Below are 14,885 nucleotides of genomic sequence, written 5' to 3'. Positions count from 1 at the left end.
AGTCGGTGAGATGGGTGCACGCGAGGATAGTTATTTAACCGACGCGAGACTAGCCGGCGAGTTCTTCCAATTGCTTGCCAGCGGTCTCGGGCAGCCATAGCAGGACGCCCAGGGGGGTTAATAACCACACAATCGTCAACAGTGAGATGGCCGACCAATGAGAGGTGGTGACGGTGTACAGCAGGCTTTCGCCCCACAGGCCTAAAGCCGCGCCCAGGGTAGCTGCAACGGTCATCGCGCTGGTCGCGGTCGCGCGACGGGGGGTGTCAAAAAGCTCGGTGGCGTAGGTGTTGAGCAAAGTAACGGAGGCGGTATCGAAGAACAGCTCGGCGGCCCAAGCGACCACCATTGGCGCGCCGGCGCTGTGAAGAAAGCCCAACATCAGCAGCGGCGCCAACAATAGGCATAGCGCGGTGCTCCGGCGCCGGCCCCAGCGATCGCTATAAGTGCCGATTACGATATTACCCAGCAGGCCGAAGGCGCCGGCCACAATCACCATCGAGGAGATCTGGGTGGGACTCCAGTGATGGACATCTTCGAGGTATTTAAAGGAGAGCATCGAGGCCGGCGCGCCGCCTAGGTATACCAGAAAGGTAATCGCAAGCAGTGCGCCCAGGCGCGCGCGCGGTGCACGCATTAGGCCGCGCCAAGGCGACAGCCAAGCCGCGCCGCGCGCTACTTGCAGATCGGCAAAACGGTGGGTTTCCGGCAACCAGCGGCGCAGCACGATTAACAGCGCCAGTGGTAATAAGGCCAGGGCGTACAGCCCGCGCCAACCGAAAGGCATCCAATTGATCAAAGCGAAGACCAGGGCGGCCAAGCCGTAGCCGCAGGTCGAGAGCGCGCCCAGCCAACCCAGCGCGCTACCGCGCGCGGCCGCGTCGATTTCCTCGGCGACCACCACCAATGCGATGGCGGCTTCGGCGGCGCTGAAGCCGCGGGCGACAAACTGAAACGCCACAAAGGTACGGGCGTCCGGAGCCAGTGCGCTGGCTGCGGTCGCCAGCGTGTAGAACAGCACAGTGTGAATCAGCAGGCGGCGACGCCCCAGGCGGTCGGCCAACGAGGCAATCGGCAGTGCCAACAGGTATCCCAGCCGGATCAGGGACAGCATCGTGCCCAAATCGCGATTGGCTATGCGCAAGCCGCTTTGAATTTGCTCGATCGCTAAGCTGAGCAGGGCGCGGTCGTAGTTTTCAAAGAAACCCGCGCTCACTACCAGCGCGAAGATAAGCTTCTGACGCGCATCGAGGGCCAGAAGCAAGCCACGCGGACGCCAAGCGGAGAGCGCTGAATTCACACCGCTGCCCGGAGCTAACTTAAAAATCTGACCCCGTGCGCCTTCAGTCCAGCCAAGGTGGGCGGTTGAGAGCTGATGTGATGGCCGCCCGTCAACGACCCAGGGCGTGGCGGATGCAGTTCAGAATATAGACAAAATCGCGCGGGCTACGCGCTTCACCCATATAGCTGACAGCGGCCAGTACCTGCATCTCTTCAGCGCTGACGTTGAGGGCCCGGCGCATTTTGTCGTCTCTGCGAAACTGCTCCCAAGCCGACATGCCCTTCTCATCACTACCAGTGAGTAGGCTTTTAGCGCCGGGATTGGCTAAAAAAAACAGCGTACCACGATCCAGTCCCAGCACGTCGGCCAGCTTGGCCACAACGCGTACAGAAGGATGGCGTTTGTTGGATTCCAGATGCCCGATATACGGGGTTGAGGTCGCAACGCGAGCGGCGACCTCTTCCTGGGTCAGGTCCAACTGCCGCCGCCGCTCCCTTATCACCTGACCAAAGCTGCGGGTTTTTGCCTTCATGCGGCCCCCTTTGAAGATTGCAGATGTTGTCGGCGCTTGCTGGGATTAGCGACGAAAGGGGTCGGCTGAAATCCCGGGAAAGGCCCCCTAGCATTGCGAACCAACCTAAATATCCGAAAATACACGCTAATGCAACCCTAGATCACCAGAGATCGCATAACCTTCCACTAATATTCCACTTGCTCAATTCCCATACATGTTGGTCCCCCGATCGACGGCGAGGGTAAAGCTGGCGGCTTGGGGCGCGCTCATCGCAGGGCTGACGAAGGAGCGCCGAGACTGGTGGCGCAGCGGACCGAGCTCGACTTCACGCTTGACCAGCAGCCGCCCCTGGGCGTCGAACAGACTCACGCTGAGGTCTGCCTGGCGTAGGTCGGGACCGCGATTGTAGAGGTCGCCAGCAATCAAAACTTCACTGCCCCGCCGCTCCAGATGCGCGGAAGTAATTTGCAGGGGCTCGATTCTGAACAAGGAATAAAAAACAAAGCCGATAAAGGCTGCGCCGAGCACCACTAGCAGAAGCGTGTTGATGCGTCGTGAAGCAGGCTTGGCGGTGGCATTGGACATGGGTTTTCAACCTCCTCGGCGGTCTGGCGGCTGGGTGTGAAGCGGTGTGGGCGAGTCGGAGCAGAGCACGGCGATAGTCAATTGCAGCCTGAAGCACAGTGTCGTGCAATATGAAATACGGCCGCCCAAAGAGCAGGCATCTGCTGTTTGTCCAAGCGTCGGACAGGGTCAACGCAGTGGCGGCAAGGCGATTTTGACACATATTCGTGGCGCGTCTTTGTTGCGCACCATGGCACGGTTTTTGGGTACATGCGCATGGCATACCGCTCCTGGGCAATCGGGTCATCACGCCTCGGAGTTCGGCCTAGGCTTGGTAAGCATAGGAGGCGGAATGACGAAACGCACGTTCACCGACTACATTAGCACAGTGACAACCGTGACGGCGGCGATGTTGCTGGCCTTAACCCTGGCGTATTCAACTGCATCGGCGCAGTCCAGCACTGCCGGCGCGTCCGCCGAAGCGCCAGTCGCGGCCAAACCTTCGCCGGCTGCGGCCCCCACCCCGGTGCCGCCACTCACAACAACCGCCGTGACCGGACCGTTGCAGTGGGCCTCGCCTACCCAACTCAATCTGGGCAAGGTTCCAATTATTTCTCAGATTCCGATCATCAACCAGTGGACCGATCTGGATATCAATGGCGTGCTCAGCGGCCTGGGGATGGTGCAAACTCATCCGGTAAACGGCGATCGCACCGCCCGTGTCGACGTCAGCAATGCGCAAATCGTAGTGCAAAAAGCCGACGGCCAGTTCCAGTTCTATCTTCAGGGCGGGGCCTACGACATTCCCGCGCTGGGTGCAGCCACCGTCACCGCTGGCAAAGCGGTCAACGATCTCTATGGGCCCCTTCCCGTGGCGTATGTGAAGTGGGCGCCGACCTCTAGCTTCTCGCTGATGGCGGGAAATCTGCCCACCCTGATCGGCGCAGAATATACTTTCACCTTCGAGAACATAGACATCGAGCGCGGCCTATTGTGGAACCAGGAAAACGCCATCAATCGCGGAGTGCAGCTCAACTATGCGCAAGGGCCGATTACCGCGGCGCTTAGTTGGAACAACGGCTTTTATTCTAACAGCTACACCTGGATGACGGGCTCGCTGGCCTACGCCATCAACTCTGCCAACACGATTTCAATGGTGGGAGGTGGTAACCTGGGCTTTTCAAGAGTTTCTAATTTCGCTACCCCGGCCACCCTCAACAACAGCGAGATCTTGGACCTAATTTACACCTACCTCAACTCTCCCTGGATCGTTCAGCCGTATTTTCAATGGACTTACGTGCCGCACAACCAGGAAATCGGGGTCGGCCAATCGACCTCTACCTTGGGCGGAGCGATCATGGCCAGCTATGCTCTGACGGATGACTTCTTCCTTGCCGGCCGGGCCGAATATATTGGCAGCACGGGGAGTGGGGCCAACGGCGCCGCCAACCTGCTCTACGGCCCGGGCAGCTCGGCCTGGTCGCTGACGTTCACCCCGACCTTTCAGTACAGCAAGTTCTTCGTGCGCGGCGAGGCTTCCTACGTGCATGCGATAAGCTGGGCCAGCGGTGACGCCTTTGCCGCCGATGGCCGTAGCCCGTCGCAACTGCGCGGACTGATCGAAACCGGCTTCCTGTTCTGAGCGGGCTGAGCGTTTCGCGGTCGCGGCAACCGGCGTGGCTCGTTTTGGCGCTCCTTACCGCCAAAGCGAGTCACGCTGAGTTTGACGTCTTCCCTTACTTTTGCTCGCCGCTAGTGCGGATCTCACCTTGCCCAGTGCCAGACACGCAAGCAGCCCGCAACACTGGTAAGAGCGGTCGCGCGGCGGCAGACTGGGAGCTAGGCTCAATGGGGGAAAAAGACCGTGGCCCGATTCCTTTGCCCCGAACGGGTGTTGATACTCGTGTCAATCGCTTGCGCCGCGATGGTGGAAGTTGCGCCTGCTGGTGCGCGCGCCCAGAACGTCCTGACCGGCGCGCAAGCCTTCGGCGATTGGCGCCAGGATGCGCCCCTGGTTGCGCGACGAATCACCGTGAACGCGCTACCAGCGCCGGGCCAGACTGCCAGCGCGTTCAACGTTGCTCGCATCGTCGATCGGCCGCCCAATTCGCCGCTGCGCCTGCCGCCAGGCTTCAAGGTCGATAGGTTCGCCGGCGGCCTCGATAATCCGCGTCAGATTCATACCGCGCCTAACGGTGATATTTTTGTGGCCGAAAGCCGCGCCGGACTGATTCGAGTGATGCGGGCAGCCTCCGGCGCCACCCGTCCGGCAATCAACCAGGTGTTCGCGTCCGGCCTGCGACTACCCTTCGGCATGGCGTTCTATCCTCCCGGGCCCCATCCACGATATCTCTATGTCGGCGACAACGATGCTTTGGTCCGCTTTCCCTATCGCAACGGCGATCTGCGGGCTTCGGCTCCCATGCGCAAGTTGGCCTCGCTGCCGGCGGGCGGCGTTCATTGGACCCGTGACGTCGTAGTCAGCGCCGATGGAAGCCATCTGTTCGTGTCGGTGGGTTCAGGTTCCAACGACGATATCAATCCGGGTGAGAACGAAAGCGAGCGCGCCGATATTCTGATCTTCAATCCTGACGGCAGCGGCAAGCGCATCTATGCCAGCGGTATCCGCAACGCCGTCGGATTGGCGATCGCGCCGCTTACCGGCGCGCTATGGTGCTCGACCAACGAGCGCGACGGGATGGGCGATGACCTGCCGCCCGATTACATCACGCCGGTGCATGCTGGAGGTTTCTACGGCTGGCCCTGGTTCTATATCGGCCCTCACCAGGATCCCAACCACGTCGGGCAGCATCCCGAGCTGGCCTCCCGCGTAATTGTGCCGCTGGTGCTGATTCAGCCCCATTCGGCCTCGCTGGGCTTGGCCTTCTATCGCGCGCGGCAATTTCCCGCGGCCTATCGCGGTGGTATCTTCGCCGCCGAGCACGGCTCGTGGAATCGTTCCAAGCGCACCGGCTACAAAGTCATCTTCGTGCCGCTTAGCGGCGGCCGTCCCAGCGGCGAATACCTCGATTTCATGACCGGTTTTGTGGCGCCCGGAGGACAGGTCTGGGGCCGCCCGGTGGGAGTTACCGTGGCCGCCGACGGCGCCCTATTGGTCAGCGACGATGGTTCCAACTCGATCTGGCGTATCAGCTATCAGGGAAGCGCCAGCGAGTGATTCTTCGCGAGGGCAGAAATGGAAATAGCCTGGATTGGAACTGGAATCATGGGCGCGCCGATGGCGCGTCGCTTACTGCGTGCCGGCCATCGAGTGCGCGTCTTCAATCGTACTGCCGAGAAGGCTCGCGCCTTGGCCGCCCAGGGTGCCGTGGTCGCGGGCAACGTACCTGAAGCTGTGCGCGGCGCCGAGGTCACGTTCTCGATGGTGCCCGATACGCCCGATGTCGAGCAGGTCATTGCCGCCGCCACCCCGGCGCTTGCCCGCGGGGCTTTGATGATCGACATGAGCACGGTGGCGCCGGCAGCGGCTGAGCAGATGGCGCAGACCTTGAGCCAACACGGGGTTGACTTTCTCGACGCTCCCGTCTCGGGCGGCGAAACCGGCGCGATCGAGGGCAGCCTAACCATCATGGTGGGCGGCAAGGAGGAAGCCTTCAACCGGGCCAAACCGCTGTTCGAGCCGCTGGGGAGCAGGGTGACCTATATGGGAGCCGCGGGCAGCGGACAGATGACTAAACTGGTCAATCAAATCGCGGTGGCGGTCAATCTGCAGGCGACGGTAGAGGCGCTTTTGATGGCGCAGCGTGGCGGCTTGGAGCCGGCGCGCGTACTGGAGGCGATCGGCGCTGGCGCCGCCGCCTCGTGGCAGCTCAACAACCTGGGCCCCAAGATCATCGCGCGAGACTATCGGCCAGGGTTCTTTATCCAGCTCCTGCGCAAAGATCTGCGCCTGGTGGGCGAAGCCGCACGCCAGCGCCATGCGCCGCTCCCCGCGACCGCCCTGGTCACGGCCCTGTTCGAGGCGGCCGCGGCCCAGGGACACGATCGTGACGGCACCCAGGCCCTGGCCGCTGTGCTGCAAGCGCTGGCTGGCGACCGCTGAGCAGCTCGGCGCGCTTGCGAGCACGCCGCCGCTTTTTCGGCCCGATGCCCGGTGCCTCAAGCTCGCGCAGCGCGTGCGCATGTCTATGTGTTCTCGGTGCGGGTATAATCGACCCAACGCGCAATTTGCCAAAGTGCTGCGGGAGCAGTTTGGCGGTTCCAACGGCGATCTGGCGGCCGCGCTGCGCTACTTCAGCCTGGGATGGGCCGAGCCCGCCCCGGGGCCGAGGACCATTCCGAAAGCCCGGAGCAGCGCTGCGAGGGCTTCGAGCTTGCCGCGCCGGCGCCGGGCGGATGGGGATTCGACTTGCGCTAGGCGGCCGAGGGCACGCAACCGCCGCCGCTCACACCGCGCCCCCAAGCTGCAAAGTCGCAACAATGGCGCAGCCAAGTCACCGGGCTGAGCACCTGCTCCCGCTTGATGGACTCGCGATATATCGAATAGCTTGGCTCCTGCGCGAGATTCGCGCGGGGGTCAGCTTCGATGAAAGAGTTTTGTCCTCGCACCGACATTATTGGCAGCCTGCTGCGGCCCCAGTCGCTTAAGGCCGCTCGGCAGGCCTTTGACGACGGGCGCATTGGCGCTGGCGAACTGGCCCAGAGCGAAGATGCTGCGATCATCGCCGCGCTCGCCATGCAGGAGGCGGCGGGTCTGGATGTAGTCAGCGACGGCGAACTTCGTCGGCTCAATTTTCAAGACAGTTTCGGCGCTGCGGTGGAGGGCTACGACGCGGCACCAGCCACGCTGAAGTTCCACGAGGCGCGAATGGCGGGAGCCAAGCCGCTGTCGCGCTTCGAGCTGCCCTTGCAGCACGAACCCGCCAAGGGCACCGCGGTGGTGCAGCGCCAGCGCACCTTGAGCCGCCTTACTCTTCGCCACAACCTGATCCTGCAGGAGTACCGCTTCGCCGCGGCCCACGCGCGACGCCCAGTCACGGTGTCGCTCATCGGTCCCGACCGCATAAGCCAACGTTTCGATTGGGCCAATTCCACCGCCGTTTATCCCACCGTCGAGGAATTCCTCGCCGATGTGATACGAATCGAGCGCGCGATGATCGGCGATGTGATCGCCGCCGGCTGCCCCTATATCCATATCGACGCGCCCGGTTATACGGCCTATGTGGACGAACCCTCGATGGCTGCGATGCGCGCGCGGGGTGAAGATCCGATGGTGAATTTCGCGCGCTCGCTCGAGGCGGACAACGCGCTTATCGCCGATTTTCCCACCACTACCTTCGGTATCCATCTGTGCCGCGGCAATCAGCGCAGCATGTGGCATCGCGAAGGCAGTTACGACGCGATCGCCGAGCGGCTGTTCAATGAACTTAAACACGATCGGTTTTTGCTGGAGTACGACACGCCGCGGGCCGGCAGCTTCGCCCCGTTGCGCTTCGTGCCGCGCGGAAAAATCGTCGTCCTGGGGCTGGTTAGTACCAAGGTCGCGACGCTGGAATCGGTCGACGCGCTGCGAGGGCGTATCGATGAGGCCAGCCGCTATCTGCCGCTCGAGCAATTGGCGCTAAGCCCGCAGTGCGGTTTTGCTTCGGATGTGGCCGGCAACCTGCTGAGCGAAGAGGATCAGAAGCGTAAGCTGGAGCGAGTGGTGGAAACCGCCCGCTTGGTTTGGGGCTGACCGCGCGAGCAGTATGAAAATAGTTACGAGCGCCGGCTACAGAAACGACTAAGGCGTTCGCTACGTCGCTTAGGTTTTTACGCGGCCGCCGACCGCTCAAACTTGGGTTTGACCGCGCTCTCGCTTAGTCCTAGTTTGCCAAAAGTCTGCGCGGGATTATCGAGCCGCTTTTTAGGAAGCGACGCTGGCGTAGCACGGATAGGAGATCCAAGGAATGAAGCGCAAGGCGGCAAGCAAGGCGGTTGGCAAACGCGCTCAGGAAGCCGAGATTAAGCGCAACCTGGCCGAATTGGCACGGGTGGCTCGCATCCTAGCGATGGAAGGGCATGAGGACATCACAATGGGGCACGTCTCGATGCGCGACCCGTTGGGACGAGGATTTTGGCTTAAACGGCATACGCTGGGGCTGGCGGAGGTCCTCGATGACGATTTCACCCTGGTGAATTTCGAGGGTAATGCGATTGGCGGCAAGGGACCGCGCCATTCCGAATGGCCCATCCATGGCGAAATTCTGCGTGCACGCCCCGATATCAATTATGTCGGCCACACCCACGCCCAGTACGTCGCGCTGATGTCCTGCCTGAAGGAAGAGCTGCGGCCCTATACCGCGATCGCGCTGCATTTCGCGGCTCCGCCACCGCGCTTTACCCGCACCGCGCAGCTCATTCGCTCGGCTGCCCTGGGGCAGGAGCTGGCCGCCTGCCTGGGAGAGCATCAGGCGGTGCTGATGCGCAATCATGGCTGCGCCTTCGTCGGGCGCACGGCGCCCGAATTGGCGATCAACGGAATCATGCTGCGCCAAGCCTGCGAAATCCATTGGAAGGTGATTAAGACCGGCCACGACAGCGAATGGATGAATGAGGAAGATAGTAGTATCCGCCGCGCCAATGTCGGCGCCACCAAGGATGCACGGCTGGAGGGTATGGCCCATATCTGGAATTATTACAATCGCAAGCTGGACGCTCTGGAAGGACGCAAAGTGCGCCATCCGGCCTGAAGGTCGCGCCCATCAGACAACCATCGACAATTTAACTTTTTAACTTTCGCGTAAGGAGCAACCATGGCGCTTATCAATCCCGCCAAGGAGCGACTGAAGAACAACGAGCTGGCGTTGGGGGTGGGAATCCGACTGGTCAGCTCGGTGGCGATCGCCAAGGTGATGAAGAGCGCCGGCTTTGACTGGATTTTTCTGGATCTGGAACACGGCACGCTATCGATCGAGACCACCGCGCAGATCTCGATCGCCGCCCTGGATGCCGGCATCGCGCCGTTGGTGCGGGTGCCGGCGGGCGATCTGTCACTGGCAATGCGCGCGCTCTTAGGCGGTGCGCTGGGGATCGTGATGCCCCACGTCGATACCCCTCAGGAGGCGGCGGCGATCGTCGACGCGTTGCGCTATCCGCCCCTGGGACACCTGGGAATCGGACCGGTGGGCGCGCACTTCGATTTCAAGGCGATTGGCGTGCGCCAGGTTACCAAGGAAATCAACGACGCCGCCCTGCTGGTGGCGATGCTGGAGACACCGGCGGCGATCGAGCAGGCCGAGGCGATCGCTGCCGTGCCCGGACTGGACGCCTTGCTCATTGGAACCAACGATCTGTGCATGGAGCTGGGCATCCCGGGCGAACATGCGCATGCCAAAATCGCTCAGGCCTATGAGCGCGTAACCGCGGCCTGCAAGCGCCATCACAAATGGGCCGGACTGGGCGGAATCAATTCCGACGAGTTACTGAACAAGTTCGTCGGCATGGGCGTGCGGCTGGTGCTGGCCGGGGCCGATCTCAACTTCATGATGGCGGCAGCCGGCAAGCGTGCAGATTTCCTGCGTGGGCTGCGGCTTGAGTAAGGCGTCCAAGCGGAGAGAGAATAAGTCATGAGTCTTCGAGCAGCCACCGCAATTGCGGGTTTGGGAATGACCTCGATGGGACGGGATTTCAGCCATTCCGATCCCCTCAGCTTCGCTGCTGATGCGGTAATCCGGGCGCTAGCTGATGCTGGCCTCCAGCGCGAAGCGCTGGACGGTCTGCTGGTCAGCCCCGGCGCCGTGCCGCAGGATCAAATCAACGGCCCTTTCGCTCTGCAGCAGATGCTAGGATTGCGCAATCTGCGCCTGACCGCTTCGATGATCGCCGGCGGCGCCGGCGCCGGAGCGATGGTGACGCATGCCGCGCAAGCCATTCACGCCGGGATGGCGCGCACGGTGGCCTGCGTGTTCGCCGACTCGCCCATCCGCCCGCCCAGCGCCAATGCCAGCGGGCGTGCCGGCGAGAGTTTCGCCCGCGCTCAAGGGCTCAATGCCAGCTACGGCTATTTCGGTGCGCCGGCCGGCTATGCGATGGTGGCCCGTGCGCATATGAAGCGCTACGGCACGACCCAGGACCATCTGGCGGCGATTGCTCTGGCTCAGCGCCAGTGGGCCAACCTCAATCCGCAGGCGCAATTCTATGAACGCCCCCTGACTTTGGAGGAGTACCACAGCTCGCGCTGGATCGCCGCGCCGCTCCATCTGTACGACTGCTGCCTGGTTACCAACGGCGCAATATGCGTGATCGTGACTTCGGCCGAGCGCGCCCGCGATCTGAAGCAACCTCCGGTCTACGTCCTGGGTCTGGGGCAGGGGCATCCCGGGGGCGATCCTGCCGAAACCCTGGCCTGCGGAGCCAGTATCGCCAAGGAAAGCGCCTTCGCGATGGCGGGTGTGAAGCTGAGCGACATCGATGTGGTCGAGCTCTACGATTGCTTCACGATAACGGTCTTGATTTCGCTGGAAGCCTACGGCTTTTGCGCTCCAGGTGAAGGCGGACCGTTTGTCAGCGATGGCCGGCTGGGTCCGCACGGCTCCTTGCCGCTCAACACCGGCGGAGGTCAGCTCAGTGCTTATTATATGTGGGGAATGACGCCACTCTCCGAGGCGGTGATCCAAGTGCGCGGCCAGGGCGGTAAGCGGCAAGTGCCAAAGCATGAGCTGTGCCTGGTGTCGGGCAACGGCGGTATCCTGTCCACCCATTCGACGCTGGTTCTGGGCGCCTCGGCCTGAGGCGGCGCAAGGCAAGAGAAAAAGCGATGGCACAAGCGATCAGCCGGCCACTACCGGCGGACATCAATGAACTCAAACCGTTGCTGGAGGGTGCCCGCCAGGGGCAGCTGGTGCTACAAAAATGCACCAGCTGCGGCCGCTTCCGCTTTCCCGTTCAGCAGCTCTGCCCCCATTGCTGGTCGTGGGACTCGACTTGGGCGCCGACCAGTGGCAAAGGCGAAGTGCTGAGCTTCATCGTGATGCACCAGGTGTATTCTCCGGCCTTCGCTCAGGCCGTGCCCTACATCGTGGCACGAATCAAGCTCGCCGAAGGACCGCTGTACCAGGCCAACTTGGTGGGGATCGCACCCGAGGAAGTACGCTGCGGGATGGCGGTCGAAGCGACCTTCGAGCCCGTGGGCGAGGAGCTGGCCCTGCCGATGTTCCGCCCCGCCCGCTGAGCGCGGCGGTTATCTGTTATCAGCAGTTGGCGGTTGCTACCAACACGAACCAATGCTTGAGCTGATCGACACCCATTGCCATTTGGCCGACGAACGCTTGCGGGGCGAGGTCGAACCGATCCTGGAGCGTGCGGCCGCGGCCGGTGTGTGTCAGATCGTTTCGGTAGGTGCGATCGGTTCGATCGAAACCGATCGCGCGACGGTGGAGATTGCCCGCAGCCAGCCTGCAGTTTACGCCGCCGTCGGGGTCCATCCGCATGACGCCAGCGATTGCGACGAGCGGCGGGTGGAACAGCTACGCGAACTGGCCTGTTCGGACAAAGTCGTGGCGATCGGCGAGACCGGAATGGATCTGCACTATCTACGCTCGCCTCGTCAGGCGCAGGAAATGGCCTTGCGACGCCAACTGCGGTTGGCCGGCGAACTGAACTTGCCGGTGGTTATACATTGCCGCCAAGCCGAAGCCGAGATTGCGCGGATCGTGCGCGAGGAAGGGATGCCTGCGGCGGGTGGCGTTATCCACTGCTTCAGCAGCGACCGGGCCAACGCGGAGCGCTTCTTGGAGATGGGGTTCTATCTTTCGATCTCCGGGATCGTGACCTTCAAAAGCGCCCACGCTCTGCGCCAAGCCATGACCGTAATTCCCGAGGAGCGGCTGCTGGTCGAAACAGACGCACCTTATCTCACCCCAGAGCCACATCGCGGCCGGCCCAACGAACCCGCCTATGTGCCACTGACCCTGGCGACGGTGGCGGCCTGTCGCGCCAGTGAAAGCGTGACGTTGGCTGCGATCACCAGCGCCAACGCTCGGCGGCTGTTCCGATTGCCGCAGCGGTAAGGCCGCCGCCGGCGCGGCTATTCGGTCTCCTGCTGCTGCTGGAGCTGCTGAAGTTGGCGGCGTTGGCGCTCGATCTCCTGTTGCTGCTGCTGAACCTGGTTCTGAGTCTGTTGCTGCTGGGCTTCCGAGTTTTGCATCGAGTTGCCTACCGCGTAGCCGCCCAGGCCACCGAGTGCACCGCCGATCGCCGCCCCGGCTCCGGGGGCACCCACCATGGCGCCAATGATCGCACCGGCGCCGGCACCGAGTCCGGCCCCACCCAGGGTGCCCTTCTCGCGCGTGCTCAGCGGTTGGCCACTGCAAGCCGCCAGCAGCAAGCTCGCCGCCAGCACGATCAGTAAAGTGCTTAGTGCGTGACGCATCGTCATACGATCTCCCGAGCCAGCATCTGGCCCACGCTTTGTCCTTTGCTGATCATAGGCTGCCCCGATGAGCTACTAAAGTAACAATCTGAGGCAGCGCAGGTTCGGGACGAACCGTTTGACACGCATGCGGGGTTGGGAAGATAGCTTAAGCGTCAGGTCTGCGGTGTGCCTGCAGCGCGCCACTGTCGACGGGAGGCGGCTGTCACGGGAGGAAGGTTAGCTTTAGGCGCGAACATTTGTGACAGACTGCTGCAAATTTGAGTCAAGGAGAACGGTCATGGCAGTAAGAAAGCAGCCGGATAGTGCCGAGCATCCCGGGACTTGGGCCGAAGTGCCGGCAGAGTGCGTGGGGGATGCCCTGGTGACCGCCATGGCGCTGGGCGGAATCGAGCAGTTCTTTTTTGTCTCCGGCACCGAAATTGGCTTTTACCAGGAGGCGATCGCCAAGGCTCGGGCCAAGGGCTGGCCTACTCCCCGACTGGTCACCCTGACTCACGAGAACGTCTGCTTGAACGCCGCCATTGGTTACGCTCAGGTCAGCGGCAAGCCTACCGCTACCGCGGTTCACGTCGATGTGGGCACGCAGCACTACGGCGGTGCGATCCACACGGCGCTGTGGAGCGGGCAGCCGATCCTGATCACGGCGGGTGCGCCGCCCACCTCCTATCCGGGTACGCTGCGCGGGGCGCGCGACGGTGGCCATTTGTGGCTGCAGCAGACCTTTGATCAGGGCGGAATCGTGCGCCAGTACGTCAAATGGGACCATCGCTTGGAGTTTCAGGATAATCCAGGACTGATCATCAGCCGCGCCTTGCAGGTGGCGCGCAGCGAGCCCAGCGGCCCTGTGTACCTGGCCGTACCGCGCGAGATCGCTCTGATGGACTTGAAGGGAGCGCGCTTTCCTACCGCCGACCAACTCGCGGTCGCCCGCCCGCCCGCGGCCGATCCGGCCGGAGTCCGTGAAATTGCCGAGCGGCTGGTGAGCGCGCGCAATCCGATGGTGGTGGTGGGTCGCTCGGGGCGTCATCCGGCTACCGAAGCGGCGCTGGTGACGCTGTGCGAATTGCTGGGCATCGCGGTGGTCGACGCGGCTTGGCGCGGTCACCACAACTTCCCCATGAACCATCCCCTCTACCAGGGTCCCGCCAGCCTCAAAGAGGCTGACGTGGTGGTAGTGTTGGAAGCCTACGTCCCCTGGATTCCAGGGCCCGACGCTCCTAGCGACGACGCTTATGTGGCTGTGGTGGATGTCGATCCGGTGCGACCGCGGATCGCGACCTACGAGTTCACCGCCGATTTACGCCTGACCGCCGACACGCTGCTGGCGCTGGGCGAGATCGAAAGTGCGGCACGCAAGCTGCTAACACCCGCGGACAGCCGGCGCATCGCCGAACGCAGTACGCGCTGGGCCGAGACTTCGCGCCGGCGCTGGGAGCATCTGGAGCGCGACGCGCAGTCGCGCGCCGCAAAGCAGCCGATCGATCCGCTGTGGCTGTGCTATCAATTGGGGCAGGTGGCCGACGACAACTGTATCGTGATGGACGAGACCGTCTCCTCCAAGCCCCATCACTACTTGCGCTTGGCGCGCGCCGGCTCCTATTTCAGTAATCCGGCAAGCTGCGGCGGGTGGGCCACCGGCGCCGCGCTGGGTGCCAAGATAGCCGCTCCCGATCGCGATGTAATCGCGGTGTGCGGCGACGGCTTTTACATGTTCGGCACGCCGACGGCGGCACTGTGGGCCGCCGCGCACCATCGTGCCCCCTTCATGACGGTCATTTTCAACAACCGCAGCTACAGCACCGGGACCGCGCTGGTCAACGCAACTTTCCAAGACAGCTATGCGGCCAAGGCCGATTTTGAAGGCGGCTATTTTAACCCGCCGATCGATTACGCTAAAGAAGCGCAAGCCGCCGGTGCTTACGGCGAAACTGTGCGCGATCCTGCCGAGGTCGGACCGGCCCTGCGCCGCGGGCTGAAGGAAACCCGCGCCGGACGGCCCGCAGTCATCTCGGTGTGGCTGCCGCGCCTGTTGCGCGCCGACTGAGCTATTCAACGGAAAATGCGACGAATGATACTGACTGCAACGTGAGGACCTCGAAGACTTCGATCTTGCTGCGTTTTAGCGGCGCGGCGCAGTTGTCACGACTGCG

General features: G+C 62.7%; 14 protein-coding genes. 10 read left to right on the top strand and 4 right to left on the bottom strand.

What is annotated here, in order from left to right; genetic code table 11:
• Nucleotides 1–49: 49 nt before the first annotated feature.
• From VKV28_01560 to VKV28_01550, 3 genes are all read right to left on the bottom strand, one after another.
• Complete coding sequence (locus VKV28_01560; GenBank protein ID HLH75469.1) at nt 50–1,300, bottom strand: MFS transporter; 1,251 nt, start codon at nt 1,298–1,300, stop codon at nt 50–52.
• 91 nt (nt 1,301–1,391) lie between these two features.
• On the bottom strand, nt 1,392–1,814 hold the full coding sequence (locus tag VKV28_01555) for a helix-turn-helix transcriptional regulator (GenBank protein HLH75468.1): 423 nt from the start codon (nt 1,812–1,814) through the stop codon (nt 1,392–1,394).
• A 183-nt stretch (nt 1,815–1,997) separates the two neighbouring features.
• On the bottom strand, nt 1,998–2,381 hold the full coding sequence (locus VKV28_01550; GenBank protein ID HLH75467.1) for a hypothetical protein: 384 nt from the start codon (nt 2,379–2,381) through the stop codon (nt 1,998–2,000).
• A gap of 331 nt (nt 2,382–2,712) precedes the next feature.
• Between VKV28_01550 and VKV28_01545 the strand changes: the two genes are divergently transcribed.
• From VKV28_01545 to VKV28_01505, 9 genes are all read left to right on the top strand, one after another.
• On the top strand, nt 2,713–4,002 hold the full coding sequence (locus VKV28_01545) for an outer membrane beta-barrel protein (GenBank protein ID HLH75466.1): 1,290 nt from the start codon (nt 2,713–2,715) through the stop codon (nt 4,000–4,002).
• Between the two features lie 222 nt (nt 4,003–4,224).
• The gene (locus VKV28_01540) at nt 4,225–5,538 is read left to right on the top strand and encodes a sorbosone dehydrogenase family protein (protein ID HLH75465.1); all 1,314 of its coding nucleotides are present in this window, start codon (nt 4,225–4,227) and stop codon (nt 5,536–5,538) included.
• Nucleotides 5,539–5,556: 18 nt separating this feature from the next.
• The gene (locus VKV28_01535; protein ID HLH75464.1) at nt 5,557–6,423 is read left to right on the top strand and encodes an NAD(P)-dependent oxidoreductase; all 867 of its coding nucleotides are present in this window, start codon (nt 5,557–5,559) and stop codon (nt 6,421–6,423) included.
• A 483-nt stretch (nt 6,424–6,906) separates the two neighbouring features.
• On the top strand, nt 6,907–8,055 hold the full coding sequence (locus VKV28_01530) for a hypothetical protein (protein HLH75463.1): 1,149 nt from the start codon (nt 6,907–6,909) through the stop codon (nt 8,053–8,055).
• 214 nt (nt 8,056–8,269) lie between these two features.
• Nucleotides 8,270–9,052, top strand: a complete 783-nt coding sequence (locus VKV28_01525) for a class II aldolase/adducin family protein (GenBank protein HLH75462.1) — start codon at nt 8,270–8,272, stop codon at nt 9,050–9,052.
• 63 nt (nt 9,053–9,115) lie between these two features.
• Nucleotides 9,116–9,901, top strand: coding sequence for an aldolase/citrate lyase family protein (locus VKV28_01520; protein ID HLH75461.1), 786 nt, complete (start codon nt 9,116–9,118; stop codon nt 9,899–9,901).
• A gap of 27 nt (nt 9,902–9,928) precedes the next feature.
• Nucleotides 9,929–11,092: a hypothetical protein gene (locus tag VKV28_01515; GenBank protein HLH75460.1), complete on the top strand. Its 1,164-nt coding sequence runs from the start codon at nt 9,929–9,931 to the stop codon at nt 11,090–11,092.
• Between the two features lie 26 nt (nt 11,093–11,118).
• Complete coding sequence (locus tag VKV28_01510) at nt 11,119–11,532, top strand: OB-fold domain-containing protein (protein HLH75459.1); 414 nt, start codon at nt 11,119–11,121, stop codon at nt 11,530–11,532.
• A 52-nt stretch (nt 11,533–11,584) separates the two neighbouring features.
• The gene (locus VKV28_01505) at nt 11,585–12,370 is read left to right on the top strand and encodes a TatD family hydrolase (GenBank protein HLH75458.1); all 786 of its coding nucleotides are present in this window, start codon (nt 11,585–11,587) and stop codon (nt 12,368–12,370) included.
• Nucleotides 12,371–12,387: 17 nt separating this feature from the next.
• On the opposite strand, the gene VKV28_01500 is transcribed toward VKV28_01505, so the two are convergent.
• Entirely contained in the window at nt 12,388–12,738 is a 351-nt protein-coding gene (locus VKV28_01500) for a glycine zipper domain-containing protein (protein HLH75457.1), read from the bottom strand.
• 274 nt (nt 12,739–13,012) lie between these two features.
• Here VKV28_01500 and VKV28_01495 point away from each other — a divergent pair, with 274 nt between their 5' ends.
• Nucleotides 13,013–14,779, top strand: a complete 1,767-nt coding sequence (locus VKV28_01495) for a thiamine pyrophosphate-requiring protein (protein ID HLH75456.1) — start codon at nt 13,013–13,015, stop codon at nt 14,777–14,779.
• Nucleotides 14,780–14,885: the final 106 nt, after the last annotated feature.

Source organism: Candidatus Binataceae bacterium (assembly GCA_035294265.1).
In the GTDB taxonomy this organism is placed as follows: Bacteria; Desulfobacterota; Binatia; order Binatales; family Binataceae; genus DATGLK01.
The sequence above is the reverse complement of the archived record's forward strand: the minus strand, read 5'-3'. Positions and strand labels throughout refer to the sequence as shown.